This is a genomic window from Rhizobium sp. CSW-27, from assembly GCF_018760785.1.
In the GTDB taxonomy this organism is placed as follows: domain Bacteria; phylum Pseudomonadota; class Alphaproteobacteria; order Rhizobiales; family Rhizobiaceae; genus Neorhizobium.
In genome coordinates this window covers 82,047-106,243 of the sequence record NZ_JAHHZO010000003.1, presented here as the reverse complement: position 1 = coordinate 106,243, position 24,197 = coordinate 82,047, and the positions used below count along the sequence as shown (strand labels likewise).

Sequence of the window (24,197 nt, the reverse complement as noted above, 5' to 3'; positions counted from 1 at the left end):
CGATGAGAATTGCCGGAAAGAAGATCAAGCCCGCGACGATTGCCGTTTATCTGACCGTCATCGTCGTCACCGTCATCATGCTGCTGCCGTTCGCCTGGATGCTGTCGGCCTCGCTGAAGCTCGACCGCGACGTCTTCGCCTTCCCGATCGAGTGGATCCCCGCGCAACCGCGCTGGCAGAACTATGTGGACATCTGGACGAAGATCCCGCTGGCACTCTTCATCTACAACACGTCGAAGCTGACGATCATCGTCACGCTGCTGCAGTTGCTGACCTCGAGCTTTGCGGCCTATGCGTTTGCCAAGCTGCACTTTCCCTACAAGAACACGCTGTTTCTCGGCTACATCGCAACGATCGCCATGCCCTGGCAGGTCTACATGGTCCCGCAATTCCTGCTGATGCGCGAGTTCGGGCTGAACAACACGCACCTGGCGCTGATCTGCCTGCAGGCCTTCACCGCCTTCGGCGTGTTCCTGATGCGGCAGTTCTACATGTCGATCCCGACCGAACTCTGCGAAGCGGCGCGCATCGACGGCATGAACGAATACCAGATCTGGGCAAAGATCATGCTGCCCTTGTCGAAGCCGGCGCTCTCGACGCTGACCATCTTTACCTTCGTCACCACCTGGAACGATTTTCTCGGGCCGATGATCTATCTGACGAAGACGGAGCTGAAGACGATCCAGATCGGGCTTCGCATGTTCATCTCGCAATATTCCGCCGAATACGGGCTGATCATGGCGGCCTCCGTCGTCGCGCTCGTCCCCGTGCTTGTCGTCTTCCTGGCGCTGCAGCGTTTCTTCGTCGAAGGCGTCGCGTCGTCGGGCCTGAAGGGTTGATGCCATGAATGCCGTCTCCACACTCGCACCACAGCCGATCACCGACGAAGAGGTGCGCGCGGCACTCGACACTGCCGTCGCCCAGGTGCGCCGTAACCTGCCGACCTTCACCTATTCGGCGCAGAACCATTCGAGCGTCGGCAATGTCTATCCGGCGGTTGCCAACGATCAATGGACGGCGGGCTTCTGGCCGGGCGAGATCTGGCTGGCTTTCGAGCATACCGGCGAGAAGCTGTTCCGCTATGCGGCGCAGATCCAGGTGCAGAGCTTTCTCCACCGGATCGAAAACCGCATCGAGACGGACCATCACGACATGGGCTTTCTCTATTCGCCCTCCTGCATCGCCGCCTGGAAACTGGTGGGCGATGAGGACGGGCGCAAGGCGGCGCTGCTCGCAGCCGATCAATTGATCGAGCGTTACCAGCCGGTCGGCGGCTTTATCCAAGCCTGGGGCCGCAAGGGCAATCCGAACGAATACCGCTACATCATCGACTGCCTGCTGAACCTGCCGCTCCTCTACTGGGCGACGCGCGAAACCGGCGACGAAAAATACCGCGAGATCGCCCTCACCCATGCGCGAACCACGCTTGCCCATTCGGTTCGGCCCGACGACTCGACCTACCATACCTTCTATATGGACCCGGAAACCGGGGCCCCGGTGCGCGGTGCCACCAAGCAGGGTTACAGCGACGACAGTTTCTGGGCGCGCGGCCAGGCCTGGGGCATTGCCGGCATGGCATTGTCCTATCGTTACGAACGTCTGCCCGCCTATCGCGAGGCCTTCGAACGGCTGCTCGGCTTCTACCTGAACCGACTGCCTTCAGACCTCGTGCCCTATTGGGATCTCATCTTCACCGAAGGCTCCGACGAGCCGCGCGACAGTTCGTCTGCCTCCATCGTCGCCTGCGGGCTCCTGGAAATGGCGGAGCTGGTGGAGGCGGGCGACGCCGCGCGTTACCGCGACCTTGCCCGGCGGATGATGAAGAGCCTGACGGACCGCTACGCCGTGAAAGACCCGACCCTCTCCAACGGACTTGTGCTGCACGGCACCTATTCGAAGAAGACCCCGCACAACACCTGCCGCGGCGAAGGCGTCGATGAGTGCGTGTCCTGGGGGGATTATTATTACATGGAAGCCCTGACGCGCCTGTCGCGCAACTGGTCTTCCTATTGGTGATTGCGTGAGGACTTTATGGCCAGCATCTCGCTGAAAAAACTGAACAAGACCTTCGGCGCGCTCACCGTGGTGCACGATATCGACCTGGAGATCGCCGACAAGGAGTTCATCATCCTGGTCGGCCCCTCCGGTTGCGGAAAATCCACGACGCTGCGCATGATCGCCGGCCTGGAGGAAATCTCCGGCGGCGAACTGATCATCGGTAACGACCTGATGAACGACGTGCCGTCCAAGGACCGTGACATCGCCATGGTGTTCCAGAATTATGCGCTCTATCCGCATATGACGGTCTACAAGAACATGGCCTTCGGCTTGCAACTGCGCAAAGCCTCGCGCGAGATCATCGACGCCAAGGTGCAGGAAGCGGCAAAGATCCTCGACATTACCCATCTCTTGAACCGCAAACCGAAGGCCTTGTCCGGCGGGCAACGCCAGCGAGTGGCGCTCGGCCGCGCCATGGTCCGCAATCCGGCCGTCTTCCTGCTCGACGAACCGCTGTCCAACCTGGATGCCAAGCTGCGCGGCACGATGCGCGCGGAAATCACCAAGCTGCACAAGCGCCTCGACGCCACCTTCATCTACGTAACACACGACCAGGTGGAGGCCATGACGATGGCCGACCGCATCGTCGTGATGAAGGACGGCCATATCCAGCAGGTGGATACGCCGCAGAACCTCTATGACCGGCCGGTCAATATGTTCGTCGCCGGTTTTATCGGTGCGCCGCAGATGAACCTTTTACCGGCAACCATCCGCCGTGAGGACGGTCGCTTCCTGGCCGTTGTCGATGGCCAGGTTCTGCCACTGCCGCAGAGCTTCGACCAGAGCCGGATTGCGCCTTACGAGGGGCGTCCCGTCATGCTCGGCATCCGCCCGGAAAACTTCCATGAACTGGCGCCCGGCGACATCGATCCAGCCAATACCGGCGCCTTCAACGCTGTGGTCGAACTCGCCGAACCGATGGGCTCGGAAATCCACCTCAACCTGATTGCCGGCGAACGCTCGCTCATCGCCCGCGTCTCGCCACGCTTCAGACCGCGGATCGGCGACGCAGTGACGCTGACCGCCGACATGACCAATGCGCAACTGTTCGACCCGACGACAGAACGGTCGATCCTCTATTAACCGGCTTGCGGAGACGCGCCATGCAGTGGCTGGAGGCATTCTGGACGAAGGAAGGAAAGGGCATCCCCAAGGATGCACCGAAGAAGACCGGCCTTGCGCTGATAGCGGATATCCTCGCCCGTGAGTGGTGGGAACTGGTCAAGCTGAACCTTCTTTTCCTGCTGGCAAGCCTGCCTCTGGTGACGCTGCCGGCAGCGCTGTTTGCGATAGCGCATGTCTGCCGGCTGATCGTCGAGGATCGCAATGTCTATCTGCTGCGTGATTTCCGGGAGGCGATGCGGGCCCATGCGCTGCGAGCAAGCCTCTGGGCGATCATCACCGCGGGCGCCGTGTCCGCCGGCACCTATGCGATCATCATCTATGGGACCTATGCGCAGGACGCCCTGATCTATGTCCTGCCGCTGACCGTCAGCCTGGTTGCCACCGTTTTCGCTGCGGTAGTGAGCAGCTATTTCGTGATGGTGAGCGTGGCGGGCCGCGGCTCCATCCGCACCGCGCTCCGGCAGGCAGCGCTTGCCGCGCTGCTTCATCCGTTGCCTGCGCTCGCTTCGCTTGCCGTCGTCGCTTTGCTCTGGCTGGCGCATGTCCTCTTCTACCCCGTCTCCGTCTTCATGCCGGCGATGGTCAATTTTTCATTCGGAATGTTCGCCGTGGCGTTCGGTGCACATGGGGCGGTGGCGCAGGTTCTCGCGCCGTCCGGGGAGGCTTTGCAGGACCGGGAAATTTGAAAGGGCAGCGCGACTTTTCGCGCACGCCATCAGAAACGTTCAAGGGAAGGAGAACGGATATGACACTGAACTACATGTCGAAGACCATACGTGCCGCTGCGGCGGGCTTGACGGTGACCGCTTCGCTGGGAGGCGCGGCCTTTGCACAATCGTCCGAGCCGGTGACGCTGAAATGGGCGCTCTGGGACTGGGACAAGGTGGCCTATTACAAGCCGCTGATCGAGGCCTATCAGGCCAAACATCCGAATGTAAAGTTCGAGCATGTGGACCTCGGTTCGCAGGACTACACGCAGATGATCGCTACCCAGCTGACGGGCGGCTCGAAGGATATCGACATCGTCACCATCAAGGACGTGCCGGGTTATGCGACGCTGGTAAAGGCCGGCAACATTACCGAACTCAACGATTTCATGAAGACCGAGAAGATCGACGCGTCCGCCTATGGCGGTCTGATCGACGCCATGACCATCGACGGCAAGGTCTATGCGCTGCCGTTCCGCTCGGATTTCTGGGTCGTCTATTACAACAAGGATATTTTTGACAAGGCCGGCGTGCCCTACCCGACCAATGACATGACCTGGAAACAGTTCGATGCCATTGCCGAGAAACTGAAGGGCGGCTTCGGCTCGAACAAGATCTATGGTGCGCTTCTGCACACCTGGCGTTCCACCGTCCAGCTTCCCGGCATTCAGGATGGCAAGCACACACTGGTCGATGGCCAGTATGATTTCCTGAAACCGTGGTACGAGCGCGCACTGGCGCTGCAGAAGAGCGGTGCCATCCCCTCCTATGCCTCGCTGAAGACCTCCAACACCCATTATTCGGCGCTGTTCTTCAACGGCACCATCGGCATGCTGCCGATGGGCACCTGGTTCATCGGCACGCAGATCGCCAAGGTGAAGAGCGGTGAATCGAAGAGTGCCAACTGGGGTATCGTCAGCTTCCCGCACCCGGAGGGCGTCGCGGCCGGCACGACGGCGGCGCAGCTCGCGGGTCTTTCTGTCAACGCCAATTCCGGCCACAAGCAAGCGGCGCTGGACTTCATCAAGTTCGCCGCCGGTCCGGAAGGTGCCAAGATCATCGCCGAGACCGGAACCATACCCGCGATCCGCTCTGACGATGTGGCGGCCCAAATTGCCGCACTGCCGGGTTTCCCGCAGGATGAGACGAGCAAGAAGGCGCTGAAGGCGGGCAAGTCCTACCTCGAAATGGCCGTGAACCCGAATGCGGCCAAGATCGAAGTGGTTCTGAACCGCGCCCATGATGCGATCATGACGGACAATGTCCCGATCGAGCAGGGTTTGAAGGACATGAACGACGGCGTGAAAGCCATCCGGTGACACCATTCCCTCCGGCCGCGCGGTTCATCTGCGCGGCCGGTCTCCTTTCATAACATTCAAGAGTTCCAGCCATGTATGATCCCGCCCGCGCCAACCCGCTGAACGGCAACCCTCTGTTGACTAGGTCCGATCTGCAGAAGGCGCTGCTCGATCTCTTCCAGCCGCTGTTGCCCTATTTTTCCGAAGGCGGCGCCCGCGTACGCCTGAGCGCTTCCGGGGCGATCTTCGATCACGCGGCGGCCGATCTCGAAGGGTTTGCCCGGCCGCTCTGGGGCATCGTTCCCTTTGCTGCCGGCGGCGGCGATTTTCCACACTGGGATCTCTACCGCAGGGGGCTGACCAACGGCACCGATCCCGATCATCCAGAATACTGGGGCGATGTGGCAGACCGCAACCAGCGTCTCGTGGAACTTGCCGCGATCGGCTTTGCGCTTGCAATGGTGCCCGAACACCTGTGGGAGCCGCTGGGTGCCGCGGCCAAGGAGCGCGCGGCGTGCTACCTGCTGGCCGCCCGCGAGTGGGACTACGTCGACAACAACTGGAAATTCTTCCGCGTGCTGGTCGATCTCGGCCTGGAGCGGATCGGCATCGCGTTTGACCGGGCGAAGACGGTCGCCTATCTCGACGAGCTGGAAGCCTTCGATATCGGCGAGGGCTGGTATCGCGACGGACCGGTCAAGCGGGTCGATCACTACATTCCCTTCGCCATGCATTTTTATGGCCTGATCTATGCGGTTCTCGCCAAGGGTGACGAGGCGCGTTGCGACCGCATTCGGGAACGTGCGAAACGCTTTGCCCCCGATATCCGCCACTGGTACGGGCCGGATGGTGCCTCGCTCGCCTTCGGCCGCAGCCAGACCTACCGATTTGCTGCCGGCGGCTTCTGGGCAGCCCTTGCCTTTGCCGATCTGGACGCTCTGCCCTGGGGCGAGATCAAGGGCTATTACCTGCGCCATATTCGCTACTGGTCGCACCTGCCGATCTGCGACCGCGACGGTGTGCTCTCGGTCGGTTACGGTTATCCCAACCTGCTGATGAGCGAGAGTTATAATTCCGCCGGTTCGCCCTACTGGGCGCTGAAATTCTTTCTGGCGCTGGCATTGCCGGAAGAACATCCGTTCTGGCAGGCGGAGGAAGAGGAAGCGCCGCGCTTTACAAAGCCGGTGCCGCTCGAAAAACCCGGCATGGTTGCCATGCACACGCCCGGCAACAACGTCGTGCTGTCCTCCGGACAGGAACACGACAAGATGCGGGGATCGAACGAGAAATACGCAAAGTTCGCCTATTCGACCCGCTACGGCTTCAACATCGAGGCCAATGACCGGCATTTCGATGCGGCAAGTTTCGACAACATGATCGGCTTCTCCGACGATGGCGTCCATTTTCGCATGCGCGAGACGCTGGAGGAGGCGCTGATCGCCGATGACAGGCTCTATTCCCGCTGGAAGCCCTGGTCAGACGTTACGGTCGAGACCTGGCTGGTTCCAGCCAATCCCTGGCATTTGCGGATTCATCGCATCGACACGCCGCGCGACCTGCTGACCATAGAGGGCGGGTTTGCCATTCCGCGCGCCGATTTCGCGCGCGACCGGAGCGAGGAAGAGACCGGCCGCGCCGTCTGGTTCGGGCAAAGGGACGTGAGCGCCATCCTTGATCTGGGCCAGGCGCCCCGCGCCGGTCGTGCACATGTGCCGATCGCCAATACCAACCTCGTCGTCGCAAAAACCAACCTGCCGCAATTACGCGGCACCGTTCCGGCCGGCCGCCGCGTGCTGGTGACTGCCGCCTTTGCCCTGCCGGCCGGAGATGCGGCCGGTGCGGCTCTCGCGAACCCACCGCAGAGCCCGGATCTGGAAGACGTGGAACGGCTGTTCGCGGAGCGGGGCCGGCGGGTGGGGGCGTTTGATATCGGCTGAGGCGCGGCTTTGCGCCAGACGCCATGCCCGGACAAAGCGGCGATCCATGCCTGGCGCGCCGGCCGGGAGCGGGCAAGCGCCACGGCCGGCGGTTTTATCGGGCGTTGATGAGAGTTATCGGCAGCCTCCCCCAGGCTGCGTCACTCCCCAGCCGTCACCTCCGGCAGTTCCAGCTTCTGCCAGTCGATCCGGCGCTCGAGCGCGAGGCCGTCGGCGTCGAACAGATGGCAATCGGCGGCGCGGATGCCGGTCTTCATCGTTTCGTTGACCCGCACCGGGGCCGAACCCGGAAGCAGTGCGCAATAGGCTTCGCCACCGGGAAGGCTGGCATAGGCAACGGTGTTGACGCCGAGACGCTCAATGACCGACGGAACGACATCGATCAAGAGGTCGCCGTGGCCGAGATGCGTGTGCTCGGGGCGGATGCCGAGCGTCAGCGTCTTGCCCACGAGATTGTCGCGCGGCGCCACCGGGATCACGGCACGCTGGCCCTGGCAAAGAACGGTGACGCCCTCCGGGCCGGCGGCTTCACAGGTCACGGGCACGAAATTCATCTTCGGATTGCCGATGAAGCCCGCAACGAACAGGTTCTGCGGCTTGTGATAAAGCTCCAGCGGCGCGCCGACCTGGGCGATGCTGCCGGCATTCAGCACGACGATGCGGTCGGCCATGGTCATGGCCTCCACCTGGTCGTGGGTGACATAGATCATTGTCGCCTTCAGATCCTGATGCAGCTTGGAAAGCTCGATGCGCATATCGGCGCGCAGGGCCGCGTCGAGGTTCGACAGCGGCTCGTCGAACAGGAAGATTTTCGGTTCGCGCACGATGGCGCGGCCGATGGCGACGCGCTGGCGCTGGCCACCGGACAGCATGCCGGGCTTCTGCTGCAGACGCTTGTCGAGTTGCAGGATGCGGGCAACGCCCTCCACCTTTTCCCGGATCTTTTCCTCCACCAGGCGCTCGACGCGCAGCGGAAAGGCAATGTTCTCGAACACCGTCATGTGCGGATAGAGCGCATAGGACTGGAAGACCATGGCAATGCCGCGCTCGACCGGCGGCTTGTCGTTGACGCGCACGCCATCGATGACGATGTCGCCGGTGCTGACGGAATCAAGGCCGGCGATCATGCGCAGCAAGGTCGATTTTCCGCAGCCGGACGGACCGACGAAGACGACGAATTCGCCGTCCTTCACCTCCAGGCGGATGCTTTTCAGCACCTCGAAGTCCCCGTAGAACTTCTGCACATTGTTCAGAAAAAGCTGTCCCAAGGTCAAAGTCTCCGTTCGCCGGAACGAGCGGCCGCGCGGCGCATCACGAATATGAGGGAGGGGATCGCGCATCTGCGACGCGATCCCCCATGGCTGTCAGATCTTACTTGTACTGTTCCAGATCGGCGGCGGCCTTCTTGAGGGCCGCTTCAGGTTCTGCCTGGCCGGTGACAACCGACTGAACCATGGCGATCATGACGTTCTGGAAGCCCTTGTAATCGGTGAAGAGCGGTTCCGGGCCACCATAGGTGATGCCGTCGATCAGCGGCTTCCAGAAGGGATCCTTGGCCACGAAGGCATCGACCTGCGGCGAGGGACGCAGCGGGGTGAGGCCGGCATCGCCCTGCAGTTCGTATTCACCCTGCGGGCCGGGCGAGGTGATGAACTTCGCAAATTCGATTGCCTTGTCCTCGACGCCGGAGCCCTTGAATACGGCAAGGCTGTCGGTGATCAGAAGCGTGCCTTCGCCCTTGGCGGAGGGGCCGAGCGGCAGCGGGGCGATGCCCCAGTTGATGTTGGTCTTCTTCAGGCGCGACGCCGCGCCCGAACCGGACTGGATCATGCCAACCTTGCCGTCAAGGAAGATGGCGCGGATTTCGTTCTGTTCGTAGGCGGTGGCGCCTTCGACCGAATACGGCGTGATGTCCTTGTAGGCCTTCAGCGCGGCCAGCACTTCCGGGCTGTCGATGGTGATCTTGTCGCCATCGATCACCTTGCCGTTGTTGGTATAAACCCAGTGCATGAACTGGTGCATGGTGTTGTCGAAGGTCTTGGCCGGCAGGCCGTAACCGGCAATGCCCGTCTTTTCCTTGATCTGCTTGGCAAACGCGATTTCCTCAGCCCAGGTCTTCGGCGGTGTTTCCGGGTCGAGGCCTGCCTGCTTGAACAGGTCCTTGTTCCAGTAGAGAGCCTTTGTGGAAAAGGCGATCGGAACGCCCCACTGGGTGCCGTCGAAGGTCACGGTGTCGACGATGTTCGGATAGTAGGTCTTCTTTTCCGCATCCGTCATCGGGACGGGAACGATCAGGTCGTTCTGGGCGAATTCCTTGAGCGTGCGCGAGCCGACATAGGCCATGGCAACCGGCGTGCCGGCGGCAGCCAGCGTCGTTGCCTTGTCCTGGCACTGGGCCCAGCCGACGACTTCCGGCGCAACCTTCCAGCCCGGGTTCTTTTCTTCCCAGACCTTGATGTATTTCTCGTGGATCGGATCGATCTTGTCGCCGCAGTAGATCCAGGAGATCTCCTTGTCGGCGGCGTGTGCGCCGAACGCGCTCAGCATGGTGGTGCTGGCGAGGGCGGCGGCGAAAATCCCAGTTCTGATGCTCATTGTCACGTTTATGCTCCCGTTCTGTTTGGTTGTCTTATTGTTTCACCGCACCAGCGGTGAGCCCGCTGACGAGATAGCGTTGCAGGAAGAAGATCACGATCATGGCGGGCGCGATGCCGACGAAGCTTGCAGCCATCAGTTCGTTCCAGATCACCTCCTGGCGGCCGAAATAGGCAAACAGCCCGACCGGCAAAGGCATGTATTCCGTCTTGGCGTTGAAGGTCAGCGCGAAGATGAACTGCTGCGCGTAGGAGCCGATGAAGGTGGTAATGGCAACCACCGTGATGCCGGGCATGGCGATCGGCAGGATCACGCGGCGCAGCGTGTAGAAGTGGCTGGCGCCGTCCACATAGGCCGCTTCGTCCAGTTCCTTCGGAATGCGCATGATATAGGTGCGCAACAGCCAGATGGCCGACGGAATGAGGAAGGCGACGCCAGGCACGATCATGGCGAAATAGGTGTTCAGCACGCCGAAGCTGCGCATCAGCCGAAACAGCGGGATCAGCAGAACCGCGCCGGAAAACATGTTGACCGCAAGGAAAGCGGCAAGCAGTACGCCGCGGCCCTTGAACTCGAAGCGGGCGAAGGCATAGGCCGCCGGCACCACCATGCACAGAACCACGGTGGTCACGATGCCGGAAATGAAGAAGGAATTGAAGATGTAGCGGCCGAAGCCCGGCACGCTTTCCCACATCGTCCTGTAGGCGGCAAAGGAGCCGTTTTCGGGAACAAAGCGGTAGGGCGAGGAAAACAGCTGGCTGAGCGGCTTCAGCGACACCAGAAAGCCTTCGACGAAGGGCGCAAGCACGAAGCTCAGAAAGACGAAGATGCCGCAATAGATGCCGAGGATCTCGTACCACTTGTAGCGGTTGATCAGCTGCGCGGGCTCTTTCATTGCTTTTCTCCCGTGGCAAGGCGGCTGGTGACGCGGAAATAGCAGAGGCAGAAGATCGACAGGAAAATGCAGATCAGCACGGCTCGCGCGGCACCCTCGCCATATTTCTTCGAGCCGATCGCGGTGCGATAGGTGTCGATGATCATGGTGGTGGTTTCGCCGTTCGGGCCACCCTGCGTCAGGATCCAGATGATGTCGAAGGAATTGAAGGTGGAAATCAGCGACAGCATCGACATGGTGATCATGGCCGGCACCAGCAGCGGCAGCGTGATGCGCCGGAAGCGGTAGAAGCGCCCTGCTCCATCGGTCCACGCGGCCTCGTAGAGATCCTGAGGGATCGCCTGCATGGCGGCCAGCATGTACAGCGTCACCATCGGCACGCCGATCCACACATCGGTGATGATCGTGGCCCAGAAGGCGGTGTTGCCATAGGCGAGGAAGGCGATCGGGCCGTCGGTCAGGCCGAAGCGCTGCAGCAGGCCGGAAATCATGCCGAACTGGCCGTTATACATCCAGCCCCACATGAAGATACCGATGGCCATCGGCACGATCCAGGGCGGCATGGTCAGCACGCGAAACAGCGCGCGGCCTGGCACGGCGGAGTTCAGCATGGCGGCGCCGAAGGTGCCGATCATCATCTTGATCGATACCGAAAAGAAGGTCCACACGAAGGTGCGCGTGATGACCTCCGCAAAAGTGGCATTGAAGATCTTGTCGTAGTTTTCCCAGCCGACCCAGTTGGTGGTCTTGCGGAGCGACGCGTCGGTGAAGGACAGGATGAAGGTGTCCACCAGAGGATAGGCAACGATGGCGCAGACATAAAGAAGCGCCGGCGCCAGCAGGATCCAGGCAAAGATGACAGCGCTGCGTCTGGCATGCATGAGAGCTTCCCCCTTACGCGGACTTGGCGCGGGGTGCGGCGGCACCACCATGCAGGCAGGCATCGAACTGCGCCCAGACCGGCGCCAGATCCACCACCTTGCGGCTCTGGCGGGCCTCATCCATGGCAAGCGCCAGAATACCGGCCTCGATCGCGTCGAGGGCAGAGACCGGCAGTGCGGCACCCGTCTGCATGTGGGCCAGCACATCGGCCGCCATCTGCTCGTCGGCGCCGTAATGCTGGGACTTGGTCGAGGGAGCCTGATAGCGGTTGCCGATCCGCTTTTCGCGGGTGTGCGCGTCGTGCACGTCGAGATAACCCCGCACGAAATCGCCTTCGGCCATGCCCTTTGCGCCGATCACGCAGAAGCGGCGGAATTCGTCGGGCACGTTGAGATTGGTGTGGAATGTCATCGACGCCCCGCCCTCGTATTCCACGATGGCGGTCTGGTAGTCGATAATGTCGCCGTCGCTGTCGAACACCTTGTCGGAGCCCATCCAGCCGCTCGGCTTGCGATGATAGACTTCCAGATCGTTGATGCCGGCCTGTTGCGGCGCGTTCTCAGGCACGAAGCTCTTGCGGCCGCCGAAGCTTGCCACGAAGCGGGGGCGCTGGCCCACCACGCCATTGTAAAGATCAAGGTCGTGGCAGCATTTTTCCAGCATGAAGCCGCCGGTATAGGTGGCGTAGCGGCGCCAGTCGCGCATGAAGAAGGCGCCGTGATAGGGCGCGATATGCTCCGAGGCCTCGATCGAGACGACGTCGCCCAGCAATCCGCACGCCTGGGCGTCGCGCAGGTCGCGGTAGAGCGGCGAATAGCGCAGCACCAGTCCAACGAGCAGCCGGTCATGACCATGGGTGTTGAGGAGGCTTGCCAGCGCATGGCTCTCCTCGATGGAGATGACGATCGGCTTTTCGGTGAAGACCTTCAGGCCCGCCTCGAGCCCGATGCGGATATGCTCGAGATGCATGTGGTTGGGCGAGCCGATCATCAGCAGGTCGAAGTTTTCCGACGCAATCAGCTCTTCCGGCGTGTCGTAGGCCTTGCCAGGAGAAATTCCGGCCTCGGTCAGACGCGCCAATCCGGCAGGCGCCGGGTCGACATAGCCGACGATCTCGAAATCCGTGTCGATCTCGCGGAAGACGACGCCGAGATAGCCCAGACGGAATCCGAGTCCGATGATGGCGACCTTCATGACAGCATGTTCCCTGTTTTCGTAATTATTTTTCTTAGCCTGTGGCATGTGCCCGTTTTCGTCAACCGGAAAACGACAAATCCGCAAAATCATGAAATTCATTTTCATGATCGGCATGCGTCGTGGTTTCCGCCTGGGCTTTCCTCGTGGAGGCCTGCCAGTTTTCGCGAGAACGGGAGCCTTGCCGCGGCTCCTGTTAATAAACAATACCAAAAAAATGCCAATCGTCTACTGGTCCCATCCAATTTTCCGATCGTGTGTTGAAAAACCAGCGAAATTCGATCGCCGCAACGAGGAAAGGGCCTGCTCTCGCCATGAAACTGAAACCATTTGCGGATTTGGCACTTCATTGGTATTGTCGCGTTTCAACCGATAACGGAACAGGGTCCAACGGTGGCCACGGAGAGGAAGGCGAAAGGGATGGGGCAGCAGGGGTTCTCGGCATCTTTCCGAGAGGGATGCGCGCATGGCCATGGATGACGCCCTCCCGTTGGCGGATCTGCAGAATGTGCGCGGCGGCCCGCTCTACCTGAAGCTCAAGAACATGATCGAGCAGGCGGTGGTTTCCGGCCGGCTGAAGCATGGCGATGCCCTGCCGGCCGAACGCGACATTGCCGATGCCGCGGCGATTTCGCGCGTGACGGTGCGCAAGGCGATCGACGATCTGGTCGACCAGGGCCTGCTGGTGCGGCGGCGCGGTTCCGGCACTTTTGTCGTCAAGCCGGTGCCGCGCATGCAGCAGACGCTGAACCGGCTGACCTCCTTTTCCGAGGACATGCGCCGGCGTGGCATGGTGCCCGGATCGCGCTGGCTGGATCGCGGCCTGTTTCATCCGACACCGGAAGAGACGATGACGCTCGGTCTTTCCGGCAATGCGCGCGTGGCGCGACTGACGCGCCTGCGCACGGCCAATGACATGCCGATCGCGCTGGAACGCACCAGCCTGCCGGATGACATCCTGCCCGATCCCGATGGCATCGAAAACTCGCTGTATCAGGCGCTGTCCCAGCGCAGCATCCGGCCGATGCGTGCCAACCAGCGTATCTGCGCGGTGCTTTTGAAGGACGAGGAGACAGAACTGCTGGGCGTGCCGCTGGGCTCCGCAGCGCTTTCTGTCCAGCGCATCGCCTATCTCGAAACCGGGCGCGTGATGGAAGTGTCGACCGCACTTTACCGTAGCGATGCCTATGACCTCGTGGCCGAACTGACCATCGGCTCCTGATCCATTTCTTCCGAAAGGCCCTTCCCATGTCTTCCATCATGCGTCAGGAGATCGATCAGATCCCCGCCGTTGCCGCGTCCCTGCTGTCCTCCTCGGCCGATGCCATCCGCGAGGCCGCGGCCGCATTGCGAGCGCGCGATCCGGCCGTGGTTGTGACGATTGCCCGTGGCTCTTCCGATCACGCGGCGCACTTCCTGAAATACGCGGTCGAACTGGAACTCGGCATTCCCGTCGCCTCCATCGGCCCGTCGCTGAGTTCGATCTACGGCGCGCCCCTGAAACTGGCGCGGGCGGCGGCGCTGGCGGTGTCGCAGTCCGGTGCGAGCCCGGACATCGTTTCTCTCGCGCAAAGTGCAAAGGCAGGCGGTGCCTTGAGTGTTGCGCTTGTCAACACCGTTCCCTCGCCACTTGCCGAGGCGGCCTCGATCACGCTCGACATCAAGGCCGGGCCGGAGATCGCGGTGGCGGCAACCAAATCCTTCGTCAATTCCATCGTGGCCGGTCTGGCGATCATCGCGGCATGGAAGCAAGACGCAAGCCTGGCGGCGGCCGTGGCGGAGCTTCCGCGCCAGTTCGAGAAGGCCCTTGCGCTCGACTGGGGCATGCTGGTCGAGGCATTGGCCGGCGCCGATTCGCTCTACATGCTGGGTCGTGGTCCCTCGCTTGCCATCGCCTCGGAAGCGGCGCTGAAATGCAAGGAGACCTGCGAACTGCATGCCGAAGCCTATTCCTCGGCTGAAGTGCTGCACGGGCCGGTGTCGCTGGTTGCCGATGCCTTTCCGGTCATCGCCTTTGCCGCGCGCGACAAGGCAGAGGCATCGGTCGCGGAAACCGCATCGAAGCTTGTGGCGAAGAAGGCGGCGATCTATCTGACGTCGGCGAGCGGCCGGGGGCCGGCGGTGCTGCCCTTCATCGAGACCGGCCATCCGCTCACCGACGCGCTCTGCCTGATCATTCCCTATTACGGCATGGTGGAGGCGCTGTCGCGCCGTCGCGGCTTCAATCCGGACAAGCCCGCCGCCCTGCAGAAAGTGACCGAGACCCGATGAGCAATCGCTTCATCCTTGCCGGCGGACGCATTTTCGATGGTGCGCGTTTCCTTGACGACCATGTTCTGGTGGTTGCCGAAGGCGTGATCGCCGGCGTTCTGCCCCTCCGTGGCCCCCTGCCCGATCTGCCGCGACAGGATGCCGGCGGCGCCCTTGTGGTGCCCGGCTTCATTGATCTGCAGGTGAATGGCGGCGGCGGCGTTCTGCTGAACAACGAGCCGACGGTGGAAGGTATCGCGACCATCCTCGCTGCTCATGCCCGCTATGGCACGACGGCACTTCTGCCGACGCTGATCACCGACCGTCCGGATGTGCGTGACAGGGCGCTTGCGGCCGGTCGGCTCGCGCAGCAGCGCCGCCTGCCCGGCTATCTCGGCCTGCATCTGGAAGGCCCGCATCTGTCGCTCGCCCGCAAGGGCACGCATGACCCGGCCCTCATCCGGCCGATGACGGCGGAGGATCTGGCGGCGCTGACGGCAGAGGTCGGCAGCTTCGGGCAGGCCCTCATCACGATAGCGCCGGAAAACGTCACGACGGACCAGGTCCGCGCGTTGAGGGAGGCCGGCTATGTGGTCAGCCTCGGCCATACGGATGTGGGGGCCGAAACGGTGGCGGCCTATGTCGGCGCCGGCGCCTCGATGGTCACGCATCTGTTCAACGCCATGAGCCAGATGGGCAATCGCGAGCCGGGCGTCGTCGGCGCAGCGCTGGCAAGCGGGGCTCTGTCCTGCGGGTTGATTGCCGATGGCTTTCATGTGGATCCGGTGAGCATGGGCATTGCGCTTCGCGCCAAGCTGGGCCCCGGCCGGATCTTCCTGGTGACCGACGCCATGTCGACCATCGGCACCGATGAGCCCGGCTTCGACCTGAATGGCCGACGGGTTTACCGGCGCGATGGCCGTCTGACGCTGGCCGACGGTACGCTTGCCGGCGCCGATATCGACATGCTGTCCTGCGTGCGGTTCGCGCATCAGCGCCTCGGCCTTTCGCTCGCCGAAGCACTGAACATGGCGTCGCTCTATCCGGCCGAGGCGATGGGGCTGCGCGATCGCGGCCAGTTGATTGCCGGAAACACGGCCGATTTCCTGCTGCTCGATCCGTCCTTGGCCTTGCTGTCGAGCTGGATCGGCGGCACCATGGTGTACGGTGCCAATGAAAGCGATGCGGGAGCCCCGGCATGATCGTCTGCTTCGATATCGGCGGCACCGCGATCAAGGGCGCGCTTGCCTATGGCGCGGAAGATATTCGCCCGGTTCCGCGCCTGCCGACGCCGCTTGACGATTTCGATGCCTTTGTCGGCGTCCTGCGCAGCGTCATCGACACGGCCGGCGAGCGGCCGGACTGCGTGGCGCTGTCGATTGCCGGCATTATCGATCCGGATACCGCGCTGGCGGTCGTTGCGAACGTGCCATGCATTCACGGTCGACCGCTGAAGACGGATCTGGAGGCCGCACTCGGCCTGCCGGTGCTGATTGCCAATGACGCGGACTGTTTCGTGCTGGCCGAAGCGGGGATCGGAGCCGGACGCGGACATCGCGTCGTCTTCGGCGTCATTCTCGGAACCGGTGTCGGGGGTGGCCTGGTGATCGACGGCCGGCTGATCAACAGCGAGGGCGGCTTTGCCGGAGAATGGGGGCATGGGCCTGTTGCGGCAACCGAGGCGGGCCATCCGCCGGCGCGTCTGCCGCGGTTCAAGTGTGGCTGCGGCCTCTCCGGCTGCATCGATGCCACCTGCAGCGCGCGCGGGCTGGAAAAGCTGCACGCCCATCTGCACGACGAGGCCCTGACGAGCGAGGAGATCATCCGGGCCTGGGCCGATCAGGATCCGCGCGCCGCACGCACCATCGATGTCTATGTCGATGTCCTTTCCGGGCCGCTGGCGCTTGTTGCCAATGTTACCGGTGCGACGATCATGCCGGTGGGCGGCGGGCTGTCCAATGCGCCGGCCCTTCTTGCCGAAATCGACCGGGCGGTGCGCTGCCGCATTCTGCGGCGGTTCAACCGCCCGCTGGTGGTGCGGGCCGAGTGCCTGATCGAGCCAGGCCTGATCGGTGCCGCCCTGCTCGGGCTGAAGGGAAGGCCCTGAGTCCGCACAACGGCGGCTTGCCGCGGCTCACTTGACGGCACAGATCGCATAGCGGTGCTGGGTGGCGCGCTCGAGCCCCTTCAGGAGGCTGAAGTTCTTGCGCTGGGCGCGGTGGATGGCGCGCATGTTGGTATCCACCGTCACCTGCGAAAAGCCCGCTTCGCGCAGCAGCGCCGCGACCGCCTCTGCCCGCGCGCCTTCGGAAAAATAGACGCGCGACAGAATGCTGCGATGCGTTTCCGCGAGGGCCTTGCCGGGCCCATGCGCCGGCCGCTTGTCGGAAATGCCGAGCCGTGCCAGCACCGTCGCCAGCCGGCCGGCGATGCGCGCAACGATACCCGGATTGACGAAATCGCCATCCACGATCAGCAGTCGCCCGCCGGGCTTCAGCACCCGGTGCCATTCGCGGAAGGCCGCAGCCGGATCGACCAGGGTCCAGACCAGATGCCGGTTGGTGATCACGTCATGGCTGTCGTCCGGCTCCATGGTGGCTTCCGCGTCTCCCATCAGGAAGCGGATCGAGCGGCCGCGCGCCTTCGCCTTGGCCCTGGCGCGCTCCAGCATCGATTCCGCCCAGTCGAGCCCCGTGACGGAAAAGCCGAGATCATCCAGCAGATGCGAGACCACGCCCGTGCCGGAGGCGAGATCGAGCGCCTTGCGCCCCTCGCCGTCGCCGAGATGGCGGCGGATCAGCGCATGCCAGGCCGCCCGTTCGGCATCGGAAAAGATCTCGTGTCCTGGCTGTTCGTCGAAGGTCTCGGCACGTGCCGACCAGTAGGCCTTGATTTCGTCCTTGAGGTTGTAGTTCGTCTGTACCGCCAACTGCTGCATGAGAGGGGATCCACTTCAACTAAATGATTGGAATTGTTCTAAAAGATATTTGTTGACTTGAAAACTCATAAAATCATAGAAGCGCCCAAATTCCATACATGGAGGCAAAGGTGTTCAAAATTTCCGGCGTCGCAACGGCTGCGGCCATTTCGCTCGCATTCCTCGCGGGTGTGGCTGAAGCGGGCGAAAAGATCAAGGTCAAGGATATCACCGGCCGTGAGGTTGAGGTCAGCGTTCCTGTCGAGCGCGTGATCCTTGGTGAAGGTCGCCAGATCTATTTCACCGGTGCCCTGGATACGGAAGCGCCGTTCAAGCGCGTGGTCGGCTGGCGTGACGACTTCCAGAAGGCTGACCTCGACGGCTACAACATCTATCTCAAGAAATTTCCGGAAATGGCCAAGATCCCGACCTTCGGCGGGATGAAGGACGGCACATTCGACATCGAGCAGGCCGTGACGCTGAAGCCCGATGTCATCATCATGAACATCGACGCCAAGTCTGCGACCGAAGAGAGCGGCTACATCGACAAGCTCTCCAAGGTCGGCATCCCGCTGGTCTATGTGGACTTCCGCGAAAAGTCGCTTGAAAACACCGATCCCTCGATGCGCCTGATCGGCAAGCTGTTCGGCAAGGAACAGAAGGCCGAGGAATTCGTGACATTCCATGACGCGCAGATCGCCCGCGTGACCGACGTGATCGCCAAGGCCAAGGACCTGAAGAAGCCGGTGGTGTTCATGGAACGCGCCGGCGGCTACAGCGACGATTGCTGCATGTCGTTCGGTGCCGAGAACTTCGGCAAGATGGTGGAAATGGCCGGCGGCGTGAACCTGGCCAGCAAGATCATTCCGGGCACGTTCGGCACCGTCAATCCCGAGCAGATCATCGCCTCCAATCCGGATCAGGTGATCGTCACCGGCGCCAACTGGGAGCTTTATGTTCCGGGCGGCAACTGGGTCGGCGTCGGTCCGGGGGCGGACAAGGCGCTGGCGCGCAAGAAGCTGGCGGCACTGATGCAGCGTCCGGCCTTCACCGACATCAAGGCGGTGAAGGAAGGCAATGTGCATGCCATCTGGCACCAGTTCTACAACAACCCGTACCAGTTCGTCGCCATCCAGCAGATCGCCAAGTGGCTGCATCCGGACCTGTTCAAGGACCTGGACCCGGAAGCGACCTTCAAGGAACTGCACGAGCGCTTCCTGCCCGTGGACTATCACACCGGTTACTTCGTCTCGCTCAACGACCCGAAGTAAGTCGATTTCCGCCGGCAGGCCAATGGCCTGCCGGTTCATTATCAGGGGAGACCTGAATGTTCAGGCTTGTTGCGCGGGCGGTCTTCGCCCTTTTGGCGTTTTGGGCGCCTGCGGCTCTGGCCGCACAATTGACGGATGTTGCGGGACGCACGGTCGAGCTTGACCTGCCGGCCAGGCGGGTCATCGTCGGCGAGGCGCGGCAGATCCATGTGATTGCCGCCCTGAAGGGCGAACACAGCTTCGATACCATCGTCGGTTGGCGCGACGACCTTCTCAAGAAGGATCCCGACAGCTATGCCGCCTACCTCGAACGCTTCCCGCAGATCGCCCGCCTTCCGCAGTTCGGTTACATTCCGCAGGGCGACTTCGATCTCGAAACGGCCATCTCGCTGACACCCGATGTCCTGACGCTCAATCTCGAATCCCAGAAATCGGCGCGTGACAGCGGGCTTGAGGAGAAACTGGCGGCGGCCGGCGTCAAGGTGGTCTATCTCGACTTCCGTCTCGACCCCGAGAAGAACACTGAACGGTCGATCGATATCCTGGGGCAGTTGTTTGGCGCCACCGACCGGGCCGAGGCGCTGAAGGCCTATCGGCGCGAACAGATCGCCCGCGTGACGGACCGCCTTGCCGCCGTCAAGGATCTGAAGCGCCCGACGGTGTTCATCGAGCGCGCGCCGGGCATTTCCGGGGAAAATACCTGCTGCCGTACCTTCGGCCCCTATAATTTCGGGGCCATGGTGGATGCCGCCGGTGGGCGCAACATTGCCGACGGCGTTATCGGCACCACCTTCGGCGACCTCAATCCCGAGCAGCTTGTGGTTTCCAATCCCGATCATGTGATCGTCACTGGCTCCAACTGGGCGGCGGAATCCGATATCAACCAGTTCGTCCCGGTCGGGCGCGGTGCAGACATGAGCCTTGCGCGGCAGCGTCTGGCTGCGCTGATGCAGCGCACCCCGTTTCCGGAGTTGAAGGCGGTCAAGGAGGGCCATGTGCATGCCGTCTGGCACCAGTTCTATGGCGTTCCCTACGAGTTCGTGCCGATCCAGCAGTTCGCCAAGTGGTTCCATCCCGAACTCTTCGCGGATCTGGATCCTGAAGAGACCTTCCGGGATTTCCATGACAGGTTCCTGCCGGTGACCTACAAGTCCGGCTATTTCGCATCGCTTGCAGAAGGCGGACACTGATGGCAGTCGCAGTTCAGGAAGAGGCCGGCATGGAGGCGCGCGGTCGCTATCGCGCGCTTGCGGCCCGCCGGATCCTCATGCTGGTGGGGCTTGGCGTAGCTCTCGCCCTCAGCGTCGCGGTCGATATCAGCCTTGGCCCGGCGCGTTATTCGCTCTCCGAGGTGCTTTCGGCGATCTTTACGCCGGCTTCGGTTCCGAACCAGTTGCGCGTCGTCGTCTGGGATATCCGCATGCCGATCGCGCTGATGGCGGTGACGGTTGGAGCGTGCCTGTCGCTGGCCGGTGCGCAGATGCAGACCATTCTTGCCAATCCGCTGGCAAGCCCGTTCACGCTCGGCATTTCCGCCGCGGCCGGCTTCGGCGCGGCGCTGGCGCTGGTCGGCGGAGTCGCCGTGTTTCCGGCGGCCGTGCAGTTCATGGTGCCGATGAACGCCTTCCTGATGGCGATGCTTGCCTCGCTGTTCATCTATGGTGTTTCGACGCTGCGCGGCGTGACCGTGGAAACCATTGTTCTTCTCGGCATCGCCCTTGTCTTCACCTTCAATGCGCTCTTGTCCCTGCTTCAGTACCTGGCCTCCGAACAGGCGCTGGCCGCCGTCGTCTTCTGGACCATGGGCAGCCTCACCAAGGCGACCTGGGGCAAGGTGGCTGTGACCTTTGCGGTACTTGTGGTCTGCGTGCCGCTGTTTGCCCGCCGTGCCTGGGCCCTGACGGCACTTCGCCTTGGCGACGACAAGGCGGCGAGCCTTGGCGTCAACGTGCGTTCGCTGCGGCTGGAAACCATGCTGCTGGTCAGCCTGCTGGCAGCGATCCCGGTCTCCTTCGTCGGTACGATCGGTTTCGTCGGCCTTGTCGGGCCGCACATTGCACGCATGGTTGTGGGGGAGGACCAGCGTTTCTTCCTGCCGGGCTCGGTGATCTGTGGGGCGCTGCTTTTGTCGACCACCTCGGTGGTCTCCAAGATGCTGATCCCGGGTGCGATCCTGCCGATCGGCGTCATTACGGCGCTGGTTGGCGTCCCCTTCTTCTTCTCGCTGATCTTCACCAATCGGAGGCGCGCATGGTAGCCCTGAAGCTCGAGGAGGTCGGTGCCCGTTATGGCAAGACCCAGGTGTTCGAGGCCATCTCCACCGACTGGCTGAAGGGCGGCACCCTGACGGCGCTGATCGGCCCCAACGCGGCAGGAAAATCCACGCTTTTCAAGCGGATCGCCGGTCTTCTCAAGGGGGAAGGCGTCGTGCAGGTCGAGGATGTGCGCGAAGGCTTTCGGCCGATCTGCTACATGCCGCAGGATACCGGCGCCAATGCGGTGCTGACCGTTTATGAATCCATCCTGCTCGCTGCCAAGCAGGGCAGCGGCTGGCGGGTGGCCGAGGACGACCTGAAGGAGATCGACCGGCTGCTGAAGGCGCTGCACATTTCGGATCTCGCCTTTCGCGATCTCGGGGCACTGTCCGGCGGGCAGCGCCAGCTGGTGGCAATTGCCCAGGCGCTGGTGCGCCGGCCGGAAGTGCTGCTGATGGACGAGCCCACCTCTGCTCTGGACCTCTTCCGCCAGATCGAGGTGCTGGAGTTCATGCGGCAACTGGCGGCGGAAAAAGGCATGGCCGTCCTGATCGCCCTGCATGACCTGAACCATGCGCTGCGCTACTGCGCGCAGACCATGGTGATTTCCGGCGGCCGCCTGCTGGCAAGCGGCCCGACGCTGGATGTCATCACGCCGGACATGCTGCGGTCCGTCTACCGGGTCGATGCCCGGGTGGAAAACTGCACGCAGGGGCGCCCGCTGGTGATCGTGGACGGCACGGCGTAGAATTCCTCATCCGTTGCCGAGGACGATGTCGGGCGTGAAGGCAATGACGCGCTCGACGCCTTCTCGTCCGTCCTTCAAGACGCGGCGCACCAGATGCGCGGCCGCCTCCCCCATCTGCCGGCGCGGCGAACGCGAGGTTGCGATCTGCACCGGCAGCGCATCGGCCAGATCCAGGCCGTTGAAACCGGCGATCAGGATGTCGGACGGCACCGAAATCCCCAGTTCCATGCAGGCAAACAGGCCGCCGGCCGCCATGTCGTCATTGGAATAGTAAAGGCAATCGATGTCGCGGCCGCCGGCCAGCAGCGCCCCTGTCAACTGCTTGCCGAGCAGGGCCGAGGATGCGTCCGGCGCAATGCTGCTGGTGATCCACTCAAGCCCTTTGTCGCGAAGCGCTTCGGCAAAGCCCTCGCGCCGCTTGGCCGCGCGAAGATCCCGGCCCAGCATGCTGCCGATATAGCCAAACCTTCTGCGTCCGGCCGCGATCAGTGCCCGCCCCATCGCCGCACCGGCGGCGTGATGCGACAGGCCGATGTTGAAATCGAGCGGTTCGCCGTCCAGGTCCATCAGCTGGATCACCGGAATGTCGATGTGCCTCAGAAGCGCCAGTGTTTCCTCCGGCTGATCGAGACCGGTGATGATCAGGGCTGCCGGACGCCAGGAGAGCATGTTGCGAATGACCTCCCGCTCCTTGTCGGGATCATAGTCCGAGATACCGAACACCGCCTGGAGGCCGGAACCCTCAAGCCCGAGGGTGATGCCCGATACCACCTCCGGAAAGACGATGTTGGACATGCTCGGAACCACGACGCTGACGAGATTGGTGCGCCTCGCCGAAAGCGAGAGCGCCAGACGGTTGCCGACATAGCCGAGGCGTTCGGCCGCGGCGCGGACCTTCGCGACGCTTTCGGCCGATACGTCCGCGGCGCCCCGCAGGGCGCGGGAGGCCGTCATCTTGCTGACTCCGGCGGCGGCGGCAACTTCTTCAAGGGTCGGTTGGCGCATGCGTGACGTTCTCCGGAGATGCCGCCGGCAGCGGCAAGGGTCTTTGCCTGCGATCTTCGGCGGGATGCGTTGACAGAGGTTTATCTCTCTCCTACGTTACCGATACCGGTATCGATACCGGAGATCAAGCGCAGCTGCCGAGGGAGGATTGGGAGTGGCGTACGGGAAAACGGCAACCGTGATCGGGCTCGGCTCAATGGGATGGGGCGCGGCCCTGTCGCTGATACGGGCGGGCTTTCTGGTGCGTGGGGTCGACATCCGCCCGGATGTGCTGGCGCGGTTTTCAGCCGAAGGGGGCGAGGCGCATGCCAGCCCGGCCGCTGCCGCCGCAAGTGAGATCATCTTTCTCTTCGTCGTGAATTCCGATCAGGCGCGGCAGGTGCTGTTCGGCGAAGATGGCATCGTGGCCGCCGCCCCTCATGGCAGCGTTTTCGTGCTGTGCGTGACGATGGCGCCCAGCCAGACCGTTGAGATCGCCGGGCAACTGGTGCGGGCCGGAATGCAGGTCATCGATGCACCCGTGTCGGGCGGGCATCTGAAGGCGCTCGCCGGAGAGATGACCATCATGGGCTCCGGACCTGATGCGGCCTTTGCCGCGGCGGAAGAGGCGCTGGCGGCCGTCGCGGCGCGTGTATTCCGGCTGGGCGAGGAAATCGGTCTCGGCTCCAGGGTCAAGATGATCAACCAGTTGCTGGCGGGCGTTCACATCGCCGCCGCGGCCGAGGCCCTGACGCTGGCGGCCCGTTGCGGCCTCGATCTCAGGACAGTCTATGACGTGATCCGCGTCTCGGCTGGTTCCTCCTGGATGTTCGAAAACCGCGGTGCCCATATAGTCGAGGGCGATTATACTCCACGCTCTGCCGTCAACATCTTCGTCAAGGATCTCGGTATCGTCGCAGCTGAAGCGGGGCGTGAGGGTGGGGACACGCCGCTGACGAGGACGGCTCTTGCGCTTTTTCAGGAGGCGGCTGCCGCCGGGCTGGGGCTGGAAGACGATGCGGCCGTTGCCAAGGTGCTGGCCGAACGGGCAGGCCTTCGCCTGCCCGGCATGGAGTAGAAA

At 62.7% G+C, this 24,197-nt stretch carries 22 protein-coding genes; 15 read left to right on the top strand and 7 right to left on the bottom strand.

The genetic code is table 11. From position 1 onward, the window contains the following. Positions 1-2: 2 nt before the first annotated feature. The 6 genes from KLP42_RS07230 to KLP42_RS07205 all read left to right on the top strand — a co-directional run bounded on the left by KLP42_RS07230 (position 3) and on the right by KLP42_RS07205 (position 7,125). The gene (locus KLP42_RS07230; RefSeq protein WP_215565546.1) at positions 3-839 is read left to right on the top strand and encodes a carbohydrate ABC transporter permease; all 837 of its coding nucleotides are present in this window, start codon (positions 3-5) and stop codon (positions 837-839) included. Positions 840-843: 4 nt separating this feature from the next. Next, a complete protein-coding gene (locus KLP42_RS07225) occupies positions 844-2,016 on the top strand; it encodes a glycoside hydrolase family 88 protein (RefSeq protein ID WP_215565545.1) in 1,173 nt (390 codons plus the stop codon). A 15-nt stretch (positions 2,017-2,031) separates the two neighbouring features. Then, positions 2,032-3,141, top strand: coding sequence for an ABC transporter ATP-binding protein (locus KLP42_RS07220; RefSeq protein ID WP_215565544.1), 1,110 nt, complete (start codon positions 2,032-2,034; stop codon positions 3,139-3,141). Between the two features lie 20 nt (positions 3,142-3,161). Then, a complete protein-coding gene (locus KLP42_RS07215) occupies positions 3,162-3,869 on the top strand; it encodes a DUF624 domain-containing protein (RefSeq protein WP_215565543.1) in 708 nt (235 codons plus the stop codon). A 59-nt stretch (positions 3,870-3,928) separates the two neighbouring features. Then, the gene (locus KLP42_RS07210; RefSeq protein WP_215565542.1) at positions 3,929-5,209 is read left to right on the top strand and encodes an ABC transporter substrate-binding protein; all 1,281 of its coding nucleotides are present in this window, start codon (positions 3,929-3,931) and stop codon (positions 5,207-5,209) included. Positions 5,210-5,280: 71 nt separating this feature from the next. Then, positions 5,281-7,125: a DUF2264 domain-containing protein gene (locus KLP42_RS07205; RefSeq protein WP_215565541.1), complete on the top strand. Its 1,845-nt coding sequence runs from the start codon at positions 5,281-5,283 to the stop codon at positions 7,123-7,125. 140 nt (positions 7,126-7,265) lie between these two features. On the opposite strand, the gene KLP42_RS07200 is transcribed toward KLP42_RS07205, so the two are convergent. The 5 genes from KLP42_RS07200 to KLP42_RS07180 all read right to left on the bottom strand — a co-directional run bounded on the left by KLP42_RS07200 (position 7,266) and on the right by KLP42_RS07180 (position 12,691). Then, positions 7,266-8,393: an ABC transporter ATP-binding protein gene (locus tag KLP42_RS07200; RefSeq protein WP_215565540.1), complete on the bottom strand. Its 1,128-nt coding sequence runs from the start codon at positions 8,391-8,393 to the stop codon at positions 7,266-7,268. A 103-nt stretch (positions 8,394-8,496) separates the two neighbouring features. Beyond that, on the bottom strand, positions 8,497-9,672 hold the full coding sequence (locus KLP42_RS07195; protein ID WP_502941283.1) for an ABC transporter substrate-binding protein: 1,176 nt from the start codon (positions 9,670-9,672) through the stop codon (positions 8,497-8,499). Positions 9,673-9,754: 82 nt separating this feature from the next. Next, positions 9,755-10,615 (bottom strand): carbohydrate ABC transporter permease, encoded by an 861-nt coding sequence (locus KLP42_RS07190; protein ID WP_215565538.1) that lies wholly within the window; start codon positions 10,613-10,615, stop codon positions 9,755-9,757. Beyond that, positions 10,612-11,496, bottom strand: coding sequence for a carbohydrate ABC transporter permease (locus KLP42_RS07185; RefSeq protein WP_215565537.1), 885 nt, complete (start codon positions 11,494-11,496; stop codon positions 10,612-10,614). Before KLP42_RS07185 ends, KLP42_RS07190 begins: the two co-directional genes overlap by 4 nt. Before the next feature lie 13 nt (positions 11,497-11,509). Continuing rightward, positions 11,510-12,691: a Gfo/Idh/MocA family protein gene (locus tag KLP42_RS07180; RefSeq protein WP_215565536.1), complete on the bottom strand. Its 1,182-nt coding sequence runs from the start codon at positions 12,689-12,691 to the stop codon at positions 11,510-11,512. 472 nt (positions 12,692-13,163) lie between these two features. Between KLP42_RS07180 and KLP42_RS07175 the strand changes: the two genes are divergently transcribed. Genes KLP42_RS07175 through KLP42_RS07160 form a run of 4 tightly spaced genes read left to right on the top strand, consistent with a single transcriptional unit; the run spans position 13,164 to position 17,048 of the window. Next, complete coding sequence (locus KLP42_RS07175; RefSeq protein WP_215565858.1) at positions 13,164-13,913, top strand: GntR family transcriptional regulator; 750 nt, start codon at positions 13,164-13,166, stop codon at positions 13,911-13,913. Positions 13,914-13,939: 26 nt separating this feature from the next. Next, on the top strand, positions 13,940-14,962 hold the full coding sequence (locus tag KLP42_RS07170; RefSeq protein WP_215565535.1) for an SIS domain-containing protein: 1,023 nt from the start codon (positions 13,940-13,942) through the stop codon (positions 14,960-14,962). Continuing rightward, the gene (gene nagA, locus KLP42_RS07165) at positions 14,959-16,143 is read left to right on the top strand and encodes an N-acetylglucosamine-6-phosphate deacetylase (protein WP_215565534.1); all 1,185 of its coding nucleotides are present in this window, start codon (positions 14,959-14,961) and stop codon (positions 16,141-16,143) included. The genes KLP42_RS07170 and nagA overlap by 4 nt, the downstream gene beginning before the upstream one ends. Beyond that, positions 16,140-17,048 carry an ROK family protein gene (locus KLP42_RS07160; protein ID WP_215565533.1) on the top strand — a complete coding sequence of 303 codons (909 nt, stop codon included), beginning with the start codon at positions 16,140-16,142 and terminating at the stop codon, positions 17,046-17,048. The genes nagA and KLP42_RS07160 overlap by 4 nt, the downstream gene beginning before the upstream one ends. 27 nt (positions 17,049-17,075) lie before the next feature. Here KLP42_RS07160 and KLP42_RS07155 read toward each other — a convergent pair whose 3' ends face one another. Beyond that, positions 17,076-17,879: a class I SAM-dependent methyltransferase gene (locus KLP42_RS07155; protein ID WP_215565532.1), complete on the bottom strand. Its 804-nt coding sequence runs from the start codon at positions 17,877-17,879 to the stop codon at positions 17,076-17,078. A gap of 146 nt (positions 17,880-18,025) precedes the next feature. Here KLP42_RS07155 and KLP42_RS07150 point away from each other — a divergent pair, with 146 nt between their 5' ends. From KLP42_RS07150 to KLP42_RS07135, 4 genes are read left to right on the top strand one after another with little or no spacing between them, the layout of a single operon-like run. Further along, positions 18,026-19,129 carry an ABC transporter substrate-binding protein gene (locus KLP42_RS07150; protein WP_502941282.1) on the top strand — a complete coding sequence of 368 codons (1,104 nt, stop codon included), beginning with the start codon at positions 18,026-18,028 and terminating at the stop codon, positions 19,127-19,129. 56 nt (positions 19,130-19,185) lie between these two features. Continuing rightward, positions 19,186-20,319: an ABC transporter substrate-binding protein gene (locus KLP42_RS07145; protein WP_215565530.1), complete on the top strand. Its 1,134-nt coding sequence runs from the start codon at positions 19,186-19,188 to the stop codon at positions 20,317-20,319. Next, positions 20,319-21,386, top strand: coding sequence for a FecCD family ABC transporter permease (locus KLP42_RS07140; RefSeq protein WP_215565529.1), 1,068 nt, complete (start codon positions 20,319-20,321; stop codon positions 21,384-21,386). The genes KLP42_RS07145 and KLP42_RS07140 overlap by 1 nt, the downstream gene beginning before the upstream one ends. Further along, a complete protein-coding gene (locus KLP42_RS07135) occupies positions 21,380-22,132 on the top strand; it encodes an ABC transporter ATP-binding protein (RefSeq protein WP_215565528.1) in 753 nt (250 codons plus the stop codon). The genes KLP42_RS07140 and KLP42_RS07135 overlap by 7 nt, the downstream gene beginning before the upstream one ends. A gap of 6 nt (positions 22,133-22,138) precedes the next feature. Here KLP42_RS07135 and KLP42_RS07130 read toward each other — a convergent pair whose 3' ends face one another. Beyond that, complete coding sequence (locus KLP42_RS07130) at positions 22,139-23,137, bottom strand: LacI family DNA-binding transcriptional regulator (protein WP_215565527.1); 999 nt, start codon at positions 23,135-23,137, stop codon at positions 22,139-22,141. Positions 23,138-23,291: 154 nt separating this feature from the next. Between KLP42_RS07130 and ltnD the strand changes: the two genes are divergently transcribed. Continuing rightward, positions 23,292-24,194, top strand: coding sequence for an L-threonate dehydrogenase (ltnD, locus tag KLP42_RS07125; RefSeq protein WP_215565526.1), 903 nt, complete (start codon positions 23,292-23,294; stop codon positions 24,192-24,194). The last annotated feature ends 3 nt before the right edge of the window (positions 24,195-24,197 follow it).